At 40.8% G+C, this 22,576-nt stretch carries 19 protein-coding genes and 1 pseudogene; 2 read left to right on the top strand and 18 right to left on the bottom strand.

Annotated elements, in window-relative coordinates; translation table 11 throughout:
- Positions 1-23: 23 nt before the first annotated feature.
- From PGX00_RS23095 to PGX00_RS03815, 18 genes and pseudogenes are all read right to left on the bottom strand, one after another.
- Positions 24-4,493, bottom strand: a complete 4,470-nt coding sequence (locus tag PGX00_RS23095; RefSeq protein ID WP_272133049.1) for a DUF6701 domain-containing protein — start codon at positions 4,491-4,493, stop codon at positions 24-26.
- Positions 4,493-4,963: a hypothetical protein gene (locus PGX00_RS03895; RefSeq protein ID WP_272133047.1), complete on the bottom strand. Its 471-nt coding sequence runs from the start codon at positions 4,961-4,963 to the stop codon at positions 4,493-4,495. The genes PGX00_RS23095 and PGX00_RS03895 overlap by 1 nt, the downstream gene beginning before the upstream one ends.
- Positions 4,953-5,723: a PilW family protein gene (locus PGX00_RS03890; protein ID WP_272133045.1), complete on the bottom strand. Its 771-nt coding sequence runs from the start codon at positions 5,721-5,723 to the stop codon at positions 4,953-4,955. The genes PGX00_RS03895 and PGX00_RS03890 overlap by 11 nt, the downstream gene beginning before the upstream one ends.
- Positions 5,723-6,325, bottom strand: a complete 603-nt coding sequence (locus PGX00_RS03885; protein ID WP_272133043.1) for a type IV pilus modification PilV family protein — start codon at positions 6,323-6,325, stop codon at positions 5,723-5,725. The genes PGX00_RS03890 and PGX00_RS03885 overlap by 1 nt, the downstream gene beginning before the upstream one ends.
- Positions 6,315-6,773, bottom strand: coding sequence for a prepilin-type N-terminal cleavage/methylation domain-containing protein (locus PGX00_RS03880; protein ID WP_272133042.1), 459 nt, complete (start codon positions 6,771-6,773; stop codon positions 6,315-6,317). Before PGX00_RS03880 ends, PGX00_RS03885 begins: the two co-directional genes overlap by 11 nt.
- A gap of 107 nt (positions 6,774-6,880) precedes the next feature.
- On the bottom strand, positions 6,881-7,384 hold the full coding sequence (locus tag PGX00_RS03875) for a type II secretion system protein (RefSeq protein WP_272133041.1): 504 nt from the start codon (positions 7,382-7,384) through the stop codon (positions 6,881-6,883).
- A gap of 144 nt (positions 7,385-7,528) precedes the next feature.
- Positions 7,529-8,071: a prepilin-type N-terminal cleavage/methylation domain-containing protein gene (locus PGX00_RS03870; RefSeq protein WP_272133039.1), complete on the bottom strand. Its 543-nt coding sequence runs from the start codon at positions 8,069-8,071 to the stop codon at positions 7,529-7,531.
- Between the two features lie 68 nt (positions 8,072-8,139).
- Positions 8,140-8,604, bottom strand: coding sequence for a hypothetical protein (locus tag PGX00_RS03865; protein WP_272133036.1), 465 nt, complete (start codon positions 8,602-8,604; stop codon positions 8,140-8,142).
- A 6-nt stretch (positions 8,605-8,610) separates the two neighbouring features.
- A complete protein-coding gene (locus PGX00_RS03860) occupies positions 8,611-9,843 on the bottom strand; it encodes a type II secretion system F family protein (RefSeq protein ID WP_272133034.1) in 1,233 nt (410 codons plus the stop codon).
- Between the two features lie 46 nt (positions 9,844-9,889).
- Positions 9,890-11,617, bottom strand: a complete 1,728-nt coding sequence (locus PGX00_RS03855) for a GspE/PulE family protein (RefSeq protein WP_272133032.1) — start codon at positions 11,615-11,617, stop codon at positions 9,890-9,892.
- Positions 11,607-12,710, bottom strand: a complete 1,104-nt coding sequence (locus PGX00_RS03850) for a tetratricopeptide repeat protein (RefSeq protein WP_272133031.1) — start codon at positions 12,708-12,710, stop codon at positions 11,607-11,609. Before PGX00_RS03850 ends, PGX00_RS03855 begins: the two co-directional genes overlap by 11 nt.
- Positions 12,707-13,550: pseudogene (locus PGX00_RS03845) on the bottom strand (ExeA family protein). Before PGX00_RS03845 ends, PGX00_RS03850 begins: the two are co-directional and overlap by 4 nt.
- A 2-nt stretch (positions 13,551-13,552) precedes the next feature.
- A complete protein-coding gene (gene mshL / locus PGX00_RS03840; RefSeq protein ID WP_272133029.1) occupies positions 13,553-15,163 on the bottom strand; it encodes a pilus (MSHA type) biogenesis protein MshL in 1,611 nt (536 codons plus the stop codon).
- Between the two features lie 21 nt (positions 15,164-15,184).
- A complete protein-coding gene (locus PGX00_RS03835; RefSeq protein ID WP_272133027.1) occupies positions 15,185-15,520 on the bottom strand; it encodes an MSHA biogenesis protein MshK in 336 nt (111 codons plus the stop codon).
- Positions 15,513-16,154, bottom strand: a complete 642-nt coding sequence (locus PGX00_RS03830; RefSeq protein WP_272133025.1) for an MSHA biogenesis protein MshJ — start codon at positions 16,152-16,154, stop codon at positions 15,513-15,515. Before PGX00_RS03830 ends, PGX00_RS03835 begins: the two co-directional genes overlap by 8 nt.
- Entirely contained in the window at positions 16,155-17,615 is a 1,461-nt protein-coding gene (locus tag PGX00_RS03825; RefSeq protein ID WP_272133023.1) for an MSHA biogenesis protein MshI, read from the bottom strand.
- Between the two features lie 18 nt (positions 17,616-17,633).
- Entirely contained in the window at positions 17,634-19,625 is a 1,992-nt protein-coding gene (gene csrD, locus PGX00_RS03820; RefSeq protein ID WP_272133021.1) for an RNase E specificity factor CsrD, read from the bottom strand.
- A gap of 344 nt (positions 19,626-19,969) precedes the next feature.
- Positions 19,970-20,527, bottom strand: a complete 558-nt coding sequence (locus PGX00_RS03815; RefSeq protein ID WP_272133020.1) for a single-stranded DNA-binding protein — start codon at positions 20,525-20,527, stop codon at positions 19,970-19,972.
- A gap of 301 nt (positions 20,528-20,828) precedes the next feature.
- On the opposite strand from PGX00_RS03815, the gene PGX00_RS03810 reads away from it, so the two are divergent.
- Complete coding sequence (locus tag PGX00_RS03810; RefSeq protein WP_272133018.1) at positions 20,829-21,464, top strand: response regulator transcription factor; 636 nt, start codon at positions 20,829-20,831, stop codon at positions 21,462-21,464.
- 103 nt (positions 21,465-21,567) lie between these two features.
- Entirely contained in the window at positions 21,568-22,443 is an 876-nt protein-coding gene (gene galU, locus PGX00_RS03805; protein WP_272133016.1) for a UTP--glucose-1-phosphate uridylyltransferase GalU, read from the top strand.
- Positions 22,444-22,576: the final 133 nt, after the last annotated feature.

Here is a 22,576-nt window from a genome sequence, read left to right as displayed (position 1 = left end):
CAAAAACCCCTTTTTAATAAGTTTTACTGCCCTGTAAAGCGATTTTCTCCTCGGAAAATCACTCTGTCATTTCCTCGGTAGATGCCAAACGTTACGACGGCCGACGGATCTTCTTCCTCTGTCCCATCCCAATAATATTGTAACCATGGCTGATCTACGTCAGAGCCGTAACAATTTATGTTGCTCCCAGAGACGCTATTGTCTCCTTGCCTTAACCACACCTTTACTTGCTCTCTAGCTGAGGTGGATTGCTGAGCATAAAGATCGCTAAATTCTCCAGTTTGGACGTTTGCATTTGAAGATGCGCCTTCTAAGGTAACATTACTGCTATTACTAAGCTCCGACCAAAGGACTTGTGTGCAGTAACCAGTAGAATTTAATACGCTACCGCTGTCTTGGCTGTTTTGGATAAAATCATCACTGCTTTCATCCCAGTATTCCACTCTCAAGGGAATACTAATGTTAGTTCCTTCATTGCCACCAACATCATCCAGTACCATGCGACCATACCTAAAGTCCGGTTGCTCTGAAAACCGTTGACCCGATAATGTGCCATCCAGATTAGAGTCAAAATCTAAAGACTCAAAATCCACTTCGTCAACTTTACTAGAGACCAATCCAAAATTAGAATTGCTGCTATTAAACGGACCATCTAATGTTGCTCCATTTTTCACAAAACTAAAGTCACTGATTCCTACTGTAATTTGCCCCGTGCTCGAGCCCCAATCAGAAGCCGACCAAGCTAGGTTTAAAGGCAAAATGCGACTTGATTCCACATTTTGCCAGTTGTCATTGCCATCACTATCAGGAATATTAGCGGTCGCTCTGTAGGTGATAGTGGAAATGTATGATGAGCCAAAACGTCCATAATTTGTCGTTATTAAAGGGCTTCCTTCATTGTCACTTCGGCTACTTTCTGCCTGAACAATAAAGTTGTGCTCAATATCCTGCCCCATATACGCAAAATCACTGTGGTTATCTGCGTATTTCCAAACGGTGTCGCTATTTTCAATGATGGTTAAGTGGTGAGGATAAAATCGTCCAACTTCTCGACTTCCCGTATCAATGGTCATATCTAGATATAAATTCGTATCACTGTCTGTAATGTCGTCAATATCTGCCGATATCAGTAAACTACCCACCTCATTCCAGTAAAGGTTATTGAATAGATAGTACGGACTGTCCGTGGTACCACTATTTGCGGTATGAAGTAGACTCTCTCCAGCACTAATGATAATACCCGATTCATCTTTAATGATGATCGACGAGCCTGTACCAGTGACACCACTTGTTGGTGTCTGCTTTTCCGCTCGAAGATAAACGGTAGCCGTTTCTGCATCACTAGCAAAAAAATTGGTGGTGATATCCGCACTACATTTAGACTCTAAGTCTGCGGTTCCCGCTGACTCTACATAAACAATGGGTATGACTTTGAGTGAGAAGAGTTCGCCTGCAGCCGTATAGGCGCTTCCACTACTAGAAGTGCCATCCATCGCTGAGCCGTTTTCATCACATATTGCGAATGTCCACGGTCTAGCATGAATTTCAAATGCACCACTAAGGGTACCAGTCCCATCAATTGGGCAATCATCAAAACCAGAGCAATCAAAATTCGTATCCGTGAGTGTGAGTAAGGATTTACCTGACTCCCAGTACGTAATATCCAAATTTGCAATACCATCTTCAAAATCAACCGGGGTGCCACCACCCGACTCATTGCTAATGTCTAAACTGCCCAGTGTTCCTGTTAAAGGCGATATTAATGAGTGAGTATAGGGGACACTACTTTGGTCATAATTGTCGACTTCCGTTTTGCTTCCATCATCACACGCAAGCACTTTAATCGTAATCTGCTGCTCTCTACCTGCGACCACCTTTTGCGTATCCGAATCAAAACTAAAAGGAACGAACTGATAAATACCGTTTGCCGAGTCAGCATCAGAGTAATTAACGAGACTCGCCTCTACATCGACTTCACCTGCGTTCGTTTTAGTTAAGTAGAGTGTTAAAACACCATTTACAACACTAAAGGTACCTGAGCTCACACCAGTTGTCGTGCTATCACTCGACAGCAACCCACCGTTGGATGCTTCGACAAATACAGTGCCTGAAAAATCATTGGCAACCCCACTTTGGTCTCTCACTTCAAAGCTCAATACCTGTGTATCGCAGACCAGTGAATAATCGATCGTTGGCTCTAGAACCAGTTCATACTCAGTAGGTTGTGATGTATCGAAACAGCTACTGTTTCCAATTATTTTTGCTCCTGACTGACTTAAAGTTAGATTTTTAGCCGTCGCCGCCCCTTCTAAAACTGAATTTTCTAACGTTAATCTATTTGCAAGAATTTTGGCTTTTAACTGACTTCCACTGTTAATCTTAATAGACATTGTTGCGTCTGGGCCAAGTATGGTTACATCGTCAGGTACCCCAGTTTGTATAACATCAATAGGATTATAAAAAGTGAAAGTAGTGCCGACAAAAATATTGGTATCGGTTCCTGTTTTTATCGAGTTACCCTGTGTATGAATAAGAAAGTTTTCAAACGTATAATTACCACCACTCGAAAACTCTGTTATTACTGGCGAGTTATACACATTGTAATTCTGTATTCTAAAATCATCTTCCGCAGGAAAAACAACCGTAAAGGACTCGTTGTTTATGCTAGTAATACTCAGGCTTTTTAAACTCTTAAGAATATAAATCGTGACATCTTGTCCCTGCTTATCATAGGAACAATATTGACTATTATTGCCACACACCCTTTTGTAACTATTTCCATTGTTACCATTGTGGCCTTCAATAACTAACACATCACCAGGGAACACGTCACTGATTTGCAGATCTACCTCAACTTTATCGATACTGTCGAGCCCATTAATGCAATAACCCGACTCACAGTTGTAATTAGAGGAATACGTATGATCCGATACGTTATCAAACGCCGTATTTACGTAATACTTATTATCTGAACCTTGGTAGACGTAGCTAGATGGCCACCCGTTAATATGAAAATCACTCGTCTTAGGGTTCGTTAAACTTAAGTTATCATCGTTATTTGGCGTCGTTCCTTTTGTGTACCAAGATTGAGCCGGTGCTGGAAATAGTTGGCATACACCAATGTCTTCTATCTCTTCATAAAAGACAAAATAGCCTATCTCTTCTGAGATGTGCGCTCTACTTCCTGAATTCGTTGTATCCTCCTCTATAACGAAGCTCACTTCCGAGCCATTGATATCACAACGACGAAGCCAACCTCCATCACTGCCATTTCGAGTCTGTTGACTCGCGACAACCCCGGTTAAAGAGTTCAAAGAAGTGGAGGCATAAACCGCACAACTATCCGCAATGGGCGTATCATTACTTCCATTAAGCGTATTTAAAGTTGAAAACGAACGAGAAAACTCAACGTGTGTATCTTCAACTGTGCCAGTAAAAGGCTCCGTAACAAGAAAGGCAATTTGTTCCGAATTATAGTTATAACCTGAAACTGACGAGCGAGACAATTCCAGAGACAAATCGACGCTAACCCGAGAAACACTCTTAATCCCTGTCGTAATCCAGTTATCATCATTATTACGACTTTGAACCTGTCCTAGAACGACGGGAGTTGATGTGAACTCGACGAAATTGGGATTTTGAGAAAAATCGACGCTAGTAAAATTAGAGGTAGCATTCGTGCTAGTACTACTGATGTCTGCGTAATCTGCATACACTTTATTTCCGTCAAAATAAGCAACACCCGGCTCAATAGCAAGATAACTCACGGAAGTCATTGGCTCTGAATTTGATGATGAAATAGCAGAAGGAATTTCTTGTACAATGCTTGCGCTGGTTGTGGATACCGACGTCACCGATAATGAAGCGGGGATATCCGCATCCATCAGCCCCGTATCAATGGTCGGCATAATAAAAACAAGAGGGGTAATATCGAATGTCTCTTCAAAACTGATATCGCAGCTACCACCGTTACAACTTGCCACGCCAAATTCATACATAGCATCATCACTGTATTGCCGTTCAAAACTGGGTAACGAATCTTCGCAACGGATATTTGACGTTCCTGAAGTACTCTCAATAACGGTACTATTACCGTTATGTATTTCTCGAACGCTACTATCCAGTGGGGCTCCCCAACTAGTCGTCGAGGTGGCTTTTCTGTAATAATTCAACTCATTTGTGGCGGCTTCATATGTTATGGCTGCATCATATTCACGAAATAGTGTTCCTCCATTAACATACAAATCGACATCATACATTTCAGCTGTTTCGCTACGACTTGTACTGAGTAGATAGAAGTCCTCATGGGAACCAGGTTGTTGAAGTTCAACGTTTTGAATGTAGAGCGCACCAGAGATATTAAAATAAACGGTAAAATCAGAGTTTGCGTTGACGCTACAACTTTCACTATCCCTATTCGAAGGTAAATCCCCTAAAGCCCAACTAAAAGTAGACATAAGACCAAGGACAATAGTTAATAACAACCTCATCATTACTCTCCAACCGCCTTTAGCCAGACTTCTTGTTCACGCTGTACCTGAAAAATTGACCCTGAACTACAAACAGCCTGTGTAGTGATACGATAATATTTAAGGTCGTCAGGCAATGTTGCCTCAGGTGCAGTACAGCTTATTATCGGCTCATTACAGGGCAGCTCATCGGCTAAGTCTACCCCTGCTGTAGTATTGTTGTTTATCGCGGTGCAGTTAGTAGCTAACTCAGAAAGGCTTCCATCGCCTCCAATGGGATATAACCGGGTAAGTGCCCATTCACTAGCGGAATTGGCTAAAAACCAAGCTTGAGTGCCTAAGTTTTCTCTTGTTAACGTGTCTTGGTTCGACCATTTTATGCGGATTAAATTAGTGGCGAGCAAGCTCATCACCACAACGATAAATACCGCCATGATGATCATATTGCCTTGTTGCCTTTTTACTTTAGCAGCGCGCCTTTGCTTAAGGTACATTTAACACCTGCACATCGTGTTTATAGAAGCTCTCTTCGTCATCATTAACAAACAGTAAATCCATGTGGACCAGACCACCTCTTTGTAATGTCGGCTCGGTATATTTAAACTGGCTTCGTGAAAAATCTAGTCCATCACCCACGGTATTTTTGCTCCCTGAGCCCACCGCTTTCGTCATAACACCTGTACTTGAAATACAATAAGAGACCAGATCAGAATAAGTATAGTAACGACGGGAAATTGAGTGGCTATCAAAATCATCATCCACTTTATAGCTGTAGACCGTAGAACTCGTGCCCAATTCAACTTCAGTACAAGAAGTAATACCATTATCTCGGCACCCCGCCAAAGAAACAGATCGACTATTGTTAGTAAGATCTGAAGGTTGGCTTGGGTTTATAGTGAGGCGGTCACCGCTCGCACCGCTCATTCGTGCCCCTTGATTGTCGACCACAAATTGAAGGGTACGGTCTATCTCATTACGTGAATAAAAACCTGCATTATTGATAGGATAAAATGTTAGGCACTTTTCAACTAGCGGATCACTCACGACATTAAAACTATTTGGCACCGCGTGGCGTATTTCCCGGGTAATTTTTTCGATGATAAATCGAGCTTGATTTTGAATTCTCTGTCTATCAATACTATCCGCGTAGCCACGACTGCCCATTTCAATGACAGAACCTGCGCCGATAAATATGATGCCCACAATAATGATGGTCATCACCATTTCTATAAGAGTAAAACCTTTAATTTTCATCAATAGTTTCCTCTATGAGCAACAAAATCGTACGCGCCATAGTTACCTGCAACAATCTCTACTGTCACTTTTTTAAACTGACTTGAGCCATCAATTGAATCTTCAACAACGACGACATTTGCAACAAAATTTGGGTATTCGTCACTGATATTCTCACCCAAAATATCGGTCAAGCTGCCCACTTCACTCTCTGTACAATTCGACTTACTTGCCTCATTTGTGTACCAACAACCGATATAATCATCCACATCATTAAAATTTTCAGGTTTACGTTCAGTACCATCAAGCTCATTTGAGCCAGCATCAGGCCCTAAAGAGGTAGAACAAGACACCAAGTCTCCATTGGCATCACTTTCACCACAGCGAGTAATGCCGCCATCGGGATCGCTATAATGATCATACCCTCTCGCTAAAATTTCTGTCATTAAGCTGTTAGCCAACGCAGAGGCCCGCACTTCATAGTGTGAACGAGCAGAGTCTTGTATTTGAGGAAACAGAAAAGAAGTCAGTGTCACCATCGCAATACCAATAATAACGATAGCAACGATGCTCTCAATCAGAGTAAACCCTGCCGCTTTTATTGTGTACCGATTAACAGCCATAAACATATCCTACGCTAGTAATACAGACACTAACGGTTTCTGTCGGGCTTTTTATATCAATTTGCACGCTGCTCGGGGTTGGTTCTCCCAACAGGTCAAAATCGACCGTCATACTCGGTTCAAAACTCACATCTGCTGGTAAAACAAGGTTATTGCTGCGTGAGTCATCGGTTGAGCTGCAACTGGCTAAAGAGCCTAAGCAATCACTGGTTACCGAAAGGCGATATTCCGATGAAAGGCTGTCTGAGGAATCGATATTGGATTGCATACGACCAAGCTGAATCTGGCGTATGATTGATATGGCTTGTTCTTGAGCTGCATAAGGGGAAAAACTGGAAGATCCGATATAGCGGCTAGCCGCATAGACGGAAAGTATGCTGAGAAGGAGAATAACAACGACTAGTTCAACTAGGGTAAAGCCGCTTGAATAACTGAGCTTCGACTTCATAAGATCCACTTTGTTATACCATAGATATTAATCGATAATTAACCCTGCACACTCAATAAAAAGAATAAATACGAGGAGCTAATAAGCTCCTCGTATTATTTTTGCTATTAATCGCATTCTTCGACAACGATCGTTGGTTCTTGTGCAACTGTTCCAGCAGGAACTAAACTATAGGAAACATAACAATTATCAAGCGTTCCTGTTGTGGGAAGGGTCAAGCTAGCCAACGTGTAATAAATGAAATTTGTAGCGACTCCTCCAGTGATACCGCTGCTTGCAACTTCTACCCACTGCTCGTCATCATCAAGACCAGTAACTACAGCTTCAATACCCGTTGAAGTTGCAGTCGGGTAACCCCATGCAATATTGACAGTTTTTCCATCTATAGTACGATCAGTAGCTGTCGCTACAGATTCATAGCCTTCAATAGCAGACTTCGCATACACTATTCCTGAAGCACCTTGCATTGCTCCTCTCAAACCTTCCAAACTTGCTTGGCGAGCGTCAGTCTGCAAATTCAAAAACCTAGGTGCCGCTGTAACAGCTAAAATACCCAGAATAACAATTACCACTACCAATTCGATTAGGGTAAAACCACCTTGTCTTTTCATAACTTCATCTCTCTAAATAAAATGTCACAAGCTCAGAACAACTGAATACTTGAAATTATAATTAATGCCAGATTGCCATACCTACGCTAATAAGTAGAGCTAATATACTAATAAATAGTGATGCATATCATCAATATCGTGAATTTAATTTGTTAGGTTAACCAACACACGTCCTGTGGTTATATCGTACTCAAAATTATGGTTCGTTGTGCCTTCTAATTGTGTATACGTACATGACGTCCCGCTGTTTGTCGCTTCTGCAGAATAGCGCGCATCTGTGTCCGAGGTGTCATTTTCAACAACCGTTGGCGGGTTTTGTAAAAGGTTTTCCATCAACTCTAAACAAATAGCATCTGTCGCCGCTGTAACATCAGAGCTTGTTGTGCTTGAAACCGCAATTGGGTAGCCATCACGAAAGCCACTGTTGGCTGAATCGGTAAGGATAAAATCAACACCGTCGTAATCAACCATATTCACATCGTTCTCTTGAGGTCTTGATTCCGCTTCCCATTGAGCTCGCGCAGAAAGTACTGCTGTTGCATAACCACCCGCAACACCTTCAATACTCGCTTTTTTCGCCTCGTCTGTGATATCTAAAAACTTTGGCAATGCGGCTACGGCTAAAAGGCCAACAACAACAATGACAATAACTAATTCAACGAGCGAGAAACCAGCCTGCTTCTTCATACTATTTTCTAACCTTTTCTTTGGGGCGCATTTTATCTATATGTATCATTTACTTGATTAACCTTTTGTTAATTCATATGCACCACTGATAAATCAATACTAACTGATAGCTTTTTATCTATAAGTTTCAATATTATAGCACTGTGTTCTTTATAAGAATAACTACAAATATAGCCATTTCCGATATTATTACTTTTTATACTTGTAAATTTCTGCCCAAATACATCTTTGCTTTCATTTAGTAGCAAAAGCCAGTACTCACAATCAACAATGTCGTTTTTGATTGGTAAAGGCCAACCTTCTGAATTAAATTGAATTTGTTGCCCTTCAATTAGCATCGTTTCCGGCCGTTTTTGAATCAACCAATTCTCTTTGTAATAGTTGGCCTTATTCAACATTCGTTTTGCAGCAACGGCATAAGCCGTTTCTACCGTTGTAACTTGTAACTTCTGTCCAACATATAATACAGAAAACATCAGTATCGATATTAGTAATAACCAAACCGAAAACCGCGGAGAGACTGTCGGAACCATACTCGGTTAACCTTTGCCCTGAATAGCATCCAACATACCCCACATTGGCAAAAATATTCCTAATGCGAGTATCAATACGATACCAGAAACAAAAACCAGTAATATTGGTTCTATCCTTGCCGTTAGTGTTTTTAAATCATAGTCTACTTCTCTATCATAAAAATCAGCCACTTCTAATAATAGCTCATCGATACGTCCAGTCTCTTCACCCACGGATATCATTTGAATAACGAGTGGGGTGAATATGCCACTATTAATTGCCGTATTTGAAACCGTTCCGCCCGCTTCTATCGAACTTTTCATCGCTAGCAGACGCAATTCTAAATATTTGTTTCCCATCGCTTCTGCAGATAAAGCTATAGACTGATTTAGTGGTACACCTGATTTCAACATAAGTGCGAACGTTCTAGAAAATCGGGCCATTTGAGCTCGAGTAACAATGCTCCCCACGATAGGCATCTTTAATCGAAAACCATCCCACTTTTCTCTGCCATTAAGGGTGGAGATCCAGGCTTTAAAAGCAAATAACGAACCGAAGATTCCCGCAAGAATAGCACCCCAATACGAGACGACAAAGTTAGACGTACCAATTAAAATCCGCGTTGGTAGTGGTAAATCGACACCAAATCGGCTAAACATACTCGCAAACTGGGGGATGACGAAGTAATTTAATATACCCAAGGCGATTACAACAAAAGCGATGACAAAGGTGGGGTATCGCATCGCACTTTTTATACGCTTTCTTGTTTCTAACTCTTGTTCATAATAGTTACTGAGTTGAAGCAATACCTCATCAAGCCGACCCGTGTTTTCACCCACGCTGATCATAGACACAAACAGCGGACTAAATACATGGCTATGCATTCCCATTGATGCTGATAGGTTTCGGCCGTTAGTCAGCTCAGATACGACTTCTTCTAAGGCTTTTTTGAGTTGTTTATTCTCTGTATTCGACGCTAAGCCATTGATAGAGCGAAGTAACGGAACCCCTGCTTTGGTTAAGCTGTACATTTGACGACAAAATATAACCAATACTTCTAAAGGAAGAGATGGCGTCAGCATTTTAGCGAGATCGAAATTCGCCAACCCGCTGCTGTTTTCACCACCTACAGTAATAGATGTAGGGATAATACCTCGGTTTATCAAGGAATCAGCCGCTAGCTCTTCAGTGGGTGCATCAACATCCCCTGTTACTTGCTTGCCATCGGACTGTCGCCCTTGATATCGAAAATTTGGCATCGCTTACTGTTTACTCCGCATATTGGATCTTAATAAATAATTCTTATTATAAGTAAATAGGATCACTGCTACCTGACGTATCACCTTCACCGAGGGCCATCACTTCTTCAACACAGACCACCCCTTTCAGAGCCAGCTCCATAGCAGAAGCTAACAGTGGTTTATACCCTGGTGCTTTTCTTGCCTTCTTAGCAAACCCGACAGCATCATCCGCACGAAGCGCATCCATCATCTCTTCTTCGAGTTCTAATAATTCAAATACACCTATACGACCTTTATATCCGGTTAGGTTGCAGTTTTGACATCCTCGACCTTTTAAAAAAGAGGCATTAGACTGATTAGGAAAACGGCTTTCTATCCAACTATGTTGCCCAGTATCAAGCTCTATTGGCGCGCTGCAATCTGGGCATATTTTTCGGATTAGTCGCTGTGCAAGTACCGCTCTTACCGAACTAGCAACAAGGTAGCCTGGCGCTCCCATGTCTATCATTCGTAAAGCACTGTCTACCGCATCGTTGGTATGCAATGTACTCAATACTAAGTGTCCGGTCAGTGCTGCTCGCAAACCTATTTCAACTGTCTCTTGATCTCGCATCTCACCAACAAGAATAATATCTGGATCTTGGCGTAGAAAGGTTCTTAACACTGTCGAAAAGTCTAAGTTAATCTTTGGGTTGACCTGAACTTGATTCACCCTAGGTAGGCGATATTCAACTGGGTCTTCCGCTGTGATTATTTTTTTAGAGGCGTCATTTAGCTCTGATAACGCACCATACAGTGTGGTTGTCTTACCGGACCCTGTTGGGCCTGTCACTAATATCATGCCATGAGGACGCTTAAGCTGGTGCCTGAATCTATCTAGCAGATCAGCGGGTAATCCTGATTCTTCTAATTTTCTAACACCTGCGGTTTGATCTAAGAGACGCATAACTACTGACTCGCCATGTTGAACCGGCATAGTCGACATACGTATGTCTATGGAGTGCCCTTTAGATCGAATATTGAATCTACCATCCTGAGGCAATCTTTTTTCAGAGATGTCTAAGTTCGCCATCAACTTTAATCTAAGCACCAACGCAGAGGCGATATTCACTTCAGTCAACAAGGTTTCATGTAAAATACCATCGATTCGCTGTCTTAAACGAAGTACGTTTGCATCTGGCTCTATATGAATGTCCGATGCCCCTACTTGTACGGCATCTTCAAATAGTGAATTAATTAACTTAACGACCGTAACTTCATCACTATCAGCATCTTCTGATAGCCCAAAATCAAACGCGTCCGTGGTCTGATGCTCGGCTTGTAACTGCTCTGCAAATGTGGCGATCTCTTTTGTTCGGCGATAATAACGATCAAAACCATCAACGAGCTGATGCTCCGGTGCGATAACGAATTCAAGTGTATATTGAGAAAGGCGAGTTAGAAGTGACTCTTGCGCAGATAAATCCGCAGGGTCACTCATTGCAACGCGCAATGTATCTCCATTTTTACCTATCACGAGAGCACGAAGTCGACGAGCATGTACCTCTGGTAAAATTTGAACGGCGTCAATATCGATATCTGCACGGCTAAGATCGATAACGGGTAGAAGTAGTTGCTGAGACAGAAACTCTAGCATTTGTGTTTCGGTTAAGAAGCCAAGCTGAATGAGCATATCACCCAGTTTTCTTCCTGTTTTCTTTTGAGCAAGCAGTGCATCTTCTACAGCCTGTTCGGTAATAATGCCTTCTTCTACCAGCAGGTCACCGAGTCTCTTTCTTAATTTAATTTGCACTGGACGTTTCCTCTAAACTCTCGAGAAGGCTCAGGCGATCACGTATAAATGCCTGCGTCTGTTTTGATACACCAACTCTGCCAATCGCTTGTTGATACGATTTTTTCGCTTCTGGATACATCATTTTTCGTTCTTGTTGTATTGCTAATCCTAGCCACCAGCGAGCACTGTCTGGTTCTTTTTCTACCAGCATTTGATAGGTTTCAAATGCGACAGTGCCGTTTTTAATCTGCTGAGCAAGTGCCGCACGCATCGCAAGGTAATCTGTATCTACATCGTTTGGTAAGTAAATAAGTGAACTAAGCGCGGCTTCTGGCTGATTTTCTTTTATTAGGATCTTAGATAGCGCAATTCTCAGTGCCTGACTGTCTTCATTTAATCTGATTCCGTGCTGCAATAGCTCTATAGACTTGCGCAAATCTTTCTTACCATAATATAGCGCTGCCAAACGTCGACGAGTATCTTCATCTGACGATTGATATTTAAGAGCGGTTTCGAACTCAGCAATAGCCCCATCTAAATTGTTGCTATCAAGCTCTTTTTTTGCTCTTTCAATCGCGTTATTCGCCAGTTGCCGTGGTGTCAATTCAACTTGTTCAACCGCCATACTTCCTACGACACTTTCTTTTTTCGCTGGTGTCGCTACTTGCGCAACTAAAACTGGAGGAGCGACAGGTTTCTTCACTATTGGTGTCGGTTTCTTCACAGTTAAGCTGGCTTTTTTTGATACCACGGTTATTGGTTTTGCCGAATTGATTGATTGGTTTGATTCTACATACACGCTAACGTTTGCATTCTCGATAACTTTTGATGTCGGTGAAGAGCTTATCGATGTCGCTATTGTTGGCTGCGCCGTTCTCTCATCTTGCGTAGGTATAGATAACGGCTCAGAGATGGGGGTAACAAGTGTTGTCATCTGCTGAGAAACAGCCCAACCACCCACACATAAGCTTAAAGTAAAGCCACCAACAGCCCATGCTAATTTATTGCTACTTGTCACTGGTGTAATTTCTGCTTTTTCAATCTTCGACTCTTTTTCAACATCTTTATTTTTATTTTCAATGTCGGCTAGAGCTTTATTCATTACACTCATGTCGTTCTCCAACCCCATAACGTCGGCGTTTTATATTTTGGTTTGAGCGCATCGTAGGTATCTTGAATTGCGTCATATATAAATTGATTTTTTATCGTTTTCTGTTGATTTCCAAACGCTAAAATTAAGCTTTTGTGGCAAATTTGATTAATCAATCTAGGGATACCTTTACTCGCTTTCCATATCGCTTTTTTTGTCTCAACGAGAAGAGTGATTTGTCTCCACCACTCATATCTATTCGATATTGAATATAGGCACACCCTTCCGAAATAGTTAGCGGCCTTAATATTGAACTAAACGTAATACGCTGCCTGAACTGCCTCATATGATTGGCTTCCAAGCGTTCGTCTAATTCTGGTTGACCAAACAAAACTATCTGCAACAATTTTTTATCTTCAGTTTCTAAGTTACCAAACAAACGTAGGGTTTCTAACGCTTCATCACTCAGTGCCTGCGCTTCATCAATTAAGGTAATTACCTGCTTACCATGCAGAGAAAGCTCTAATAATTTTTGCTGGATTGCATCGACCATTTGATTCGTCTCTACACCATTGATACCCAATTCTTTTGCTATTGCTGAGCGTAGCCCATCCCCTGAAAGTACCGGGTTAGGTAAATAAACTAACCCTACATCATCTGGTAACTGGTTAATAAGCATCCGACAGACCATCGTTTTACCCGTACCCACCTCTCCGGTAACTTTAATCAAACCCTCCCCCATTTTCACCGCAGAAATAACCGTCTGCAGAGCTTCATAATGAGGGGTAACCCTTGAAATAACTCCGTCGTTGGCGTTAGTCCAAATGGTGTTTTTTTAAAACCAAAAAAGGTTTGGTACATGATTACTCCGAGTCAGGGAACCACTCCTGTAATAGATCGCGTGAACGTTCTACTTCTTGCTGCCAAGTATGTACTCCAACAACGGTTGGTTTGAGTAAAATAACCAATTCTGTTTTTTCGGTATATTCCGTGGTATTTCTAAATAAATACCCAAGTCCAGGAATATCGCCTAATAGAGGCACTTTAGAAACCTGATCCAAGGTATTGGTTTTCATGAGACCACCAATAACCACAACATCTCCGTCTCTTGCTCTAATAATTGAATCTGATTCGCGAATAGATGAACTTGCCATAGGAGCATCATTTAAGAAGTCATATGTCTTTTCTTCTACATCAATAACAGCAGGATGAACATGCAACATCACATTCCCTTTCGCATCGATTTGAGGTGTTACATCTAATGAGATTCCTGAGAAAAATGGTGTTAGTTCATACTCTTGTGATAGAACAGTTTCATCATTTACTTCAATGTAATCATTACTGACTGCGGTAACATAATACTCATCCACTCCCACTTTTATCACCGCTTTTTGGTTATTTGCGGCGGTCACTCTTGGGCTTGATAAGACATTAAGATCACCTTGAGTAGACATAAAACTCAATACGGCTTCAAAGCTGCCGTCGCTAATGGTTACGTTGGTTTGACCGCCAAGTAATGAACCAATATCGTCTTGTCCAGGCAGCGTACTCGAAAGCGCTGTTCTTGCGATATCTACCGTTCCACCACCAATAGATGCACCGATATTGGACCAGTTAATACCTTGCTGATACCCGTCACTTAAGGTCACTTCCATTATTTTTGCTTCTAAAATTACCTGGCGTTGTAATCGTTCATGAGAAATATTTAGAAACTGTTTGATATCTCGAATTTCGCTTGGTAGAGCGCGAACCGTCAGCACACCAGCTTGGGCGTTAACAGAAACACTTCGTCCGCCCTCGGTGCCTATTAAACCTTGTGCCGCACTTTGAAGTTGAGTCCAAAAATCACTTTCACTTGTGGTTTCAATTGTTGTACCACCGGTCGTGTTGCTCGAAGAGCTACTCGAACTGCTGGAACTACTAGAATCATCACTGCTAGAGTCATCGCTATCATCTTCCGTCGATACTGTACTTGTGGTAATCGTAGTAAGTGAACGCCCACTTCGTTTTAGCTGTAAGTAGTCTACCGCTAACGTTTCTGTGCGCATTCCTGCTGGGTAAACTTGGATTATTTTCCCGTTTTTAATGATGTCATAACCATACATATCTCTAGCTACATCAAGTACTTCATCTAAAGTAACGTCAGATAGCGTTACGGTAATGCGACCAGATACATCAGGGTGAATAACAGCACTGTACTCCGTATTATTGATGATACTAGCGAAGAATGTTTTAGCTTCAACACCATCTGCTTGTACTCGAAAGCGTTTCAATGACGTTAATGCTGTGCTGCCATGCGAATCCAGTTCTGGCATTAAGTCGGCCTGAACAGATGCAGGGAGTTCATCTAAACTTCGACTATTCGCATTATTGACCGCTTCATTCAAGGCTTCTTTTATTTCTACTGGATCGCGGTGTCCCATTGAACACCCCATCAACGATGAAATAATAATTCCAATTACAACTTTACGCATAATCACTATCAAACCTTAGTTTTAATTCTTTATATCTGATTTAAACAGAGCTAAATGATGCGAAGTATTTCCTCGCACGACTGTTACTTCTTTCTCTGTGATCATTTTTACTTTGTAGCCACTTACCACGTCATTTACATTGGCTAACTTATCATCAAGCACAGCATAACAATCCGAATCTTCTTTACATACAATGCTTTGCAGTCTTGGTACGGGGTATTTTTTTATCGCGCTCTTACTAGCAGCCACCTTTGGCTCAATCCAGTTCAATGGCGCTGTAGGATCTTGAGAAGCCAATACTTTTGATGCTAAAAAAACCAACAAAAGCACACCTAGATTCATTCGAAAATTAACCACCAATGAACTCCTGTCTTGTCCCCAATGTGTATACCACTAACACTAATTTTGCTTTAGGGTACGCTTCAACTTCATATTGAAAGCTTCGCCAAAAATATTTCACCTTCATTGACTCTAATGCTGCTAGGTAGTCTTTAATATCAAAATACTTTCCAGTAAGCTCTAATCTTACAGGGTGTATGAAATAACCCGCACTTTCTTTCGCATCGGATAGTATCGACTCGGCAGGAAGAGACTGTAAAGACACCAGTTTTAACGTCAAACTCTTGTCTAGAACGGTTTCTAGTAACTCGGCCATATCAGAAGGTGATATTAACCCACCAACAAATTCAGAAAGTTCAAGAGATAGTGTCTGGCTTTCATCAGAAAGCTGTGAGAGTTGCTTCTCTAATTCAGCGTTAGGATCAACCAATAAACGTTCTTTTAATGACACTATTTCTGTTTCAAATTTAGTTATTTGCAAAGACTCTGCATCGCTCTGCTTTTTCTTTATCGTGCTTAGATTTTGAATTGGATCGATTAACAGAGTAAGTAAGATAAAAAATAGCCCAACTAAACCGCCTACTGATATCAACCATTTTTCTCGTTGAGATAATAGTGCAAACTTTTCTGAGAGCTTATTCCATGTTTGCATTTACTCTCCTCCCGCTGAAGGCAAGCTTTTCGATTCATCTTGCGTTACCAATTCGAACGTTACAATATCTTGTTCATTTCGCCCAATATTCATGCTTTCAAAGGTTCTTCCAACCAAATTAAGTTCGGTTTTAAATTGCTTTACCCATTTGGGCACACTGCTTGGTGTTCTCGCGACGCCCTTAAGATTCAGAACTTTTTCATTTAACTCAATATAGGAAATGGAGATATCATTTCTACCTAATTCAGACAAAGATGTCATAACTCCGGAATAGCCTTCCTTCAAAGAGTCATCAAAATGACGAATCACTTCCAGTGTCGATTTTTTCGCGTCAATATCGGCTTCTATTCTTTCAATTGCTTTAAGCATAGTTGGATTAGGTTTATTGTTCGCAACTTGAAAACTAAGTGTTTCAAATTCTTCTGCTAGTCGCTCTTTGTTTCTTGTCTTCACTTTCAATACTTGTTCAGTCACAGAAACTTGGTATGCCATATAGCCATAATACCCACACATAACCAACGCTAGAAGAACCCATATCGATACCACACTGCTTAGTGTAAATAGCTCTTTTTTGGGTTTTAGATGACTAGGGTATAGATTCACACCATCATCAGTGATTAATGAAAGCGTGTCACATAGTACCTGACCACATAAACCAGTATTATTTAACGCTGACACCTGAGTATTAAGGCGTTCAGATAAAGCCTTCGCTAACTCCTTTGAATCATCTTCATCACACATCACCAATAGATGATTAATTGCGGTATCGCGCATTTGAGATGATAGGTAGTCAATTGACCTCTGTAGTTCAAGTGCAATACTGTCAAGCTGCAATTCACTGGAGGCAACACCAGTAAGCGGAGAAACAACGCCTCGTATTACTCTTTGAAACCTACTTTTAGTCTCTACAAAAGCTCCGACTTTATAGCTGTCTTTTACCCCACGATAAAGCAGCATGAAGTTATCTATTTCTGTCGGTACATGCCCCCACACTTCGTCTTCTGGAATAACTCGACTTAACGTTATCTTTGCTTTATCTAATACATCAACCAGTGGTGTTAGATATTTCTTGCTTAGAACATAAGTTTGCGCTCGACGACCATCTGGCAACAAATAAGCATCAGCAACAATCTCGGTTACTCGTTCATTAATCAGATCTTTCAATAAAAAAGGCAGAGCGACGGCCCATTCTTCTTTAGGAAGTTCCGGTTTTTCTATTTGATAGCTTTGATAATAATGAGAACTAAAAACAACCGTTGCAGAATATTTGTGGTTTGCAAACGAACTAATTGCAACTTGTAACGCAGCCTCCCAACTCGATTGGATAGGAAACTGCAATGTCTCTGCATCGGCCTTGACAGAAGACGCGATATAAATAGCATCAACTTGGATTATTATTCTAAGTTGATTCTTGCTATTAGATGAAGAGGTTAACTTACTAAATAGCGATGGGACATTCATATAGTGTTCACATTATCCTTAAAACTTTTTACGCCAACGATTTCTGCGGCCAACCTGTACTTTGGGCGCTTCTGGTTTAGGTATAATTTGATTCTCTGCCTGGAACATTCTTCCTTGACCACCATCAACGCCTAATTCAACTAGGCAGTTCCACTCTTTACCGCGCTCCACACCAACCGCAATGACCTGTGTATTAGTCCCCTCACAAGCGCCGACTAAACTTCGGATAAACAGCTGATTTTCTTGTCTTTGTTCTATTTTTTTAACTAGGCTTCTGTGAAGTTTTAAATAGTCTATTTCGAGATCTTTAATGTAATGAGTGCTGGTTATAGTTCGTCCTGCTTGTCCAACAATGACTTCACAACCTAAGCCTGAAATCATTCTTACAACAGGTCGCATGTAGTCCAAGTGGTTAACAAGCTGCCCCTCTACAAATTCAAAGCTTAATTTACTTCTTGTTTCTGCTGTTAATTGTAGCAGCTCGTCTCTCAACCATCGGATATTCATCCGGTCTTTAAACGGCTCAACATTTAGGTTTATAGAATAACATGTTCCAAGAGTTGTGGTTTTTATAAATGTTAAAATAGTTTTTACAACCAATTGATCCATATGAGATTGATAACCCACTTGCTCAATAGCTGACATAAAGCGAGAAGCTTTTAATATGCCTAAACCGTCATCGTCTATTCTGGCAAATAACTCATTATGCAACAAGGTCGTTTTATTGGAAGCATGATTGATTAAATAGCATGGCTGCTCAAAGACCAAAACCTTCTCATTCGAAAAACATTTATCAAATAAAGTACGCCACCTAACGGAACCGCGCGAGTCTCCCGAAAGGTCCTTCTTATGAAAACGGCTCCAATTATTACTGTTTTGCAATTGAGCACTTTTCACAGCGGTCTCTACTTCACTAAGAATATGGCCTCTTCGCTCTCCTTCCGAATACACGGTAATGCCGATATGACACCAATTATCATGGTCCATGGTGTTTAGCAGTGATACTTTATCTAGTTGACGAACACATTGATTAGCGAGAACTGAAATATCTTTGCTATTTTGATGAGGGATAATTACGGCAAACTCTGATTCGAAATACCGGGCAAAAACGACATCAGGAAAACGCTGTACAATGTTGGATATCACATTACCGACTTCAACGATAAATTCATCACAACGCTGTTTATCAACCGATTCTGTTAGATTGTCCCAATCATATATTCTAAACAGAATGATAGAGCCATTGGCTCCACTTTCTTGTAACGCTGATTCTAATTTCGAATCAAAAAGTACTCTGTTTGCCGCTCCGGTCAATTGGTCTAAAAAGGTGTGTGTGCGTATAAAGGTATCGAAACGACTCCGCTCTTGCCTTGCGTCTTGAAGCTCCTCAATTAAAACGTCTAATGCTTCACTTGCAGTATATGGCCATTCATTGTGATCGCCTTTAGCATGCTGAGCAACTCGACCAGCTAATATCATTCTTCCTCGCTCTTCTAGTAACTCAGAGCCTCGGAGTTGTCGTTTGAGCCAATTAACTCCTTGAAAAAGACAGAATAGAACCAGAGCAATAGCCAACGAAACAGAAGATAAAGCACTAAATGAATGGCTCTGCTCCAAGTAAGGAGACAGCACTTTTATCTTAATAGAAAAACCCGCATTTTTTTCTAGTGGGTAGCTTTTTTCATACAGGCGAGATGTGTCTGTTGGGTTTGAACTATTCACGTAGTGATAAATCATTTCCTGAGATGAGAAGAGCTCTAACTCAATGATGTTACTTGCTCGAGACAGCAGTGGGATCCACTCTCTGACATTCTGAGCATCTTGATCGTCAGCTAATGACTGGTCTATGACAGAAACAATGCCGTCTACTTGTTGATTCAGGTACTCTTCGCCGATACTTCGAAATGTAAGTGTTCCACCAACAAATAGAATGAACATTGCACCAATAACAATAATAGTAACAAAAGCGGTTAGTCGTGTACTCAATTTAAGAGTTGGGGTGTAGCGCATGAATAGCAAAATCCTTTTAACTATTTTATCTTAACCCTTGTATCTAGCGTAATCCTAGATTTATATGCTTCCTCTAAGATATTAACCTTTATGTACGAGATGTGAATGCATGAATGCTTGATAATTCTAGTCTAGATCTCAATTAATCAAAAAGTCAGAGACTTACAATCGATATTCTACATCATCGCCTCTAATTTCTGGAAAAGTACACCATCTGATTTATGGGTCTTTAGTTAATAAGACCGCAAATAGTTAAGCAGAGCACAAAAAGTTAAACAACGTATAAAACGTTAAAAAGCCCGCAAAAGCGGGCTCTTTTAATGGTTCTAATCGACAATTAACTGCTAAAACGGAATATCGTCATCAAAATCCATTGGTGGTTCATTATACTGAGGCTGTGCTTGTTGTGGGGCTTGCTGAGGTGCACGTTGCTGAGCCTGCTGTGGCGCTTGTTGTGGTGCTTGCGCGGGTGCTTGTTGCACAGGTTGTTGAGGCTGGCCCCATCCACCTTGTTGCGGAGCTTGTTGAGTTGGAGCTCCACCTTGACCTTGGCGACCACCAAGCATCTGCATAACTCCGTTGAAACCTTGAACAACAACTTCAGTGGTGTAACGATCTTGACCACTTTGATCTTGCCACTTACGAGTTTGCAATTGGCCTTCAATATAAACTTGAGAACCTTTACGTAGATACTCGCCAGCGACTTCAGCTAGTTTTCCGAAAAGAGCAACTCTATGCCATTCCGTTTTTTCACGCTGTTCGCCTGTCGCTTTATCACGCCAGCTCTCTGAAGTAGCAATAGTAATATTAGCTACTGCACCGCCGCTTGGCATATATCTCACTTCTGGATCGCTACCTAAGTTGCCAACCAAAATAACCTTATTAATTCCACGGCTCGCCATGATCTGCTCCGTATACATGTTCTATAAAAATATAAGGCGACAAGAATACCATGAACTTTGATAGTCTCAACCCTTCTTGTATCTCAATGCCGACATATAGTATGAATAAAAGATAGATTACGCATACCTATTTTTGACTTAATTTCGAGTAACAACTCACTTCAATGAAATCCTACGGTCTAATTCATTTATATAAATCAACATCATACGAAAATACGTATAATTTCTTTCAATAGTCCATGACAGTTCAAAAATCTTCACGCTAAAGTAAAGAACATTTCTGACAATTGAGGTAAGTACGATGACAAGTAAAATGAATGTCGTGCATATTGAAAATGATACTTACTTTTCAAACCGACTAAAAAACGCAGTGGAAAACCACCCAAACAGTTATTATAGCGAGATACCAAAATCTGACATTGAAGATTCAACTTCACTAACAGGCACTTTTCTCTACGTTTTCGATTTCAAAACGGCAACGGAAATTGAAGCCCAACTCAAGCAACTTACTGAAATTAATAAATACTGCTTTACCGTCGTCTATGATGCCCCTACATCAATTACTACTTCGGATCTTATTAAGCTAGGTCGACTGAAAGGCTATTTATTTTCGAACACCTCCAGCGAAGATATCTCTTTTGCGATTAATGCCCTACTTTGTGGGGACAGTTCACTTCCCCTGAGCATTTCGAACCAATTAATTGAGTATTATCAGTCCCTAATAATTCGTTTTAGCGAACCTTATAACATTAACCTCACCCAGAGAGAGATTCAGGTATTAGAGCGACTTCGTTTAGGATTATCGAACAACAAACTTGCAGACGAGCTCTTTGTTAGTGAACATACGGTTAAATCTCATTTGTATAAAATATTTAAAAAAATAAAAGTATCAAACAGAACTCAAGCAATTGCATGGACACACAAATATTTACCCTAGTCATATATCTGAGAACATTTAGTTCAAAGGTACTATTGTGCCATGCTGCTATGATATTCTATCGTCAATAATAACTAAGAATCATTCGGTATAGGATTTATCTATGATCAAAAAATGTCTTTTTCCAGCAGCTGGCTACGGTACTCGATTTCTTCCCGCTACGAAATCTATGCCAAAAGAAATGATGCCAGTGGTTAACAAACCACTCATCGAGTACGGGGTTGATGAAGCCATTGAGGCAGGCCTGACCGGCATGTGTGTAGTTACAGGCCGAGGTAAAAACACGCTCATCGATCACTTCGACAAAAACTACGAACTTGAACACCAAATAAATGGTACCAATAAAGAAGAGCTATTAGGTGATATTCGTAGAATTATGGACTCTGCCCATTTTACCTATATCAGACAGCGTGAAATGAGAGGCTTAGGCCATGCGATTCTTACAGGCAAAGAGCTCATTGGTGATGCACCTTTTGCTGTAGTTCTCGCTGACGATTTATGTGTGAATGAAGAGGGTGATGGCGTTCTCGCACAAATGGTTGCGCTATATAAACAATTTCGTTGCTCAATTGTGGCTGTTCAAGAAGTACCAAAAGAAGATATTCATAAATATGGTGTAATTTCTGGAGAAATGATTAAAGACGATATTTTTCGTGTAGATGATATGGTCGAAAAGCCAGAACCTGGAACAGAACCAAGTAACCTCGCTATCATAGGTCGTTATATCTTAACACCTGATATCTTTGACATTATTGAAAATACTAAGCCAGGTAAAGGTGGTGAGATTCAGATCACTGATGCTTTGTTGCAACAAGCTAAGTCAGGGTGTGTTTTAGCTTATAAATTCAAAGGTCGCCGTTTCGACTGTGGTAGCGTTGAAGGTTATATAGAAGCGACAAACTACTGCTATCAAAACCTATACAAAAAAGATGAACAGAAAATGGAATTAGATAAGCACGCTACTGCAAAAACAAGTTAAAGATCTATTATTTCTGCATAAATGCCACCTCTTTAGGTGGCATTTTTACACTCCCATACTAACTGTTTTTTTATACAGTAATTCTTGCAGATAAATTTTACTGTGCGATACTTGCCCAATAGCAAGTAAAGTG

The organism is Vibrio algarum, from assembly GCF_028204155.1.
GTDB lineage: Bacteria > Pseudomonadota > Gammaproteobacteria > Enterobacterales > Vibrionaceae > Vibrio > Vibrio algarum.
The sequence above is the reverse complement of the archived record's forward strand: the minus strand, read 5'-3'. Positions and strand labels throughout refer to the sequence as shown.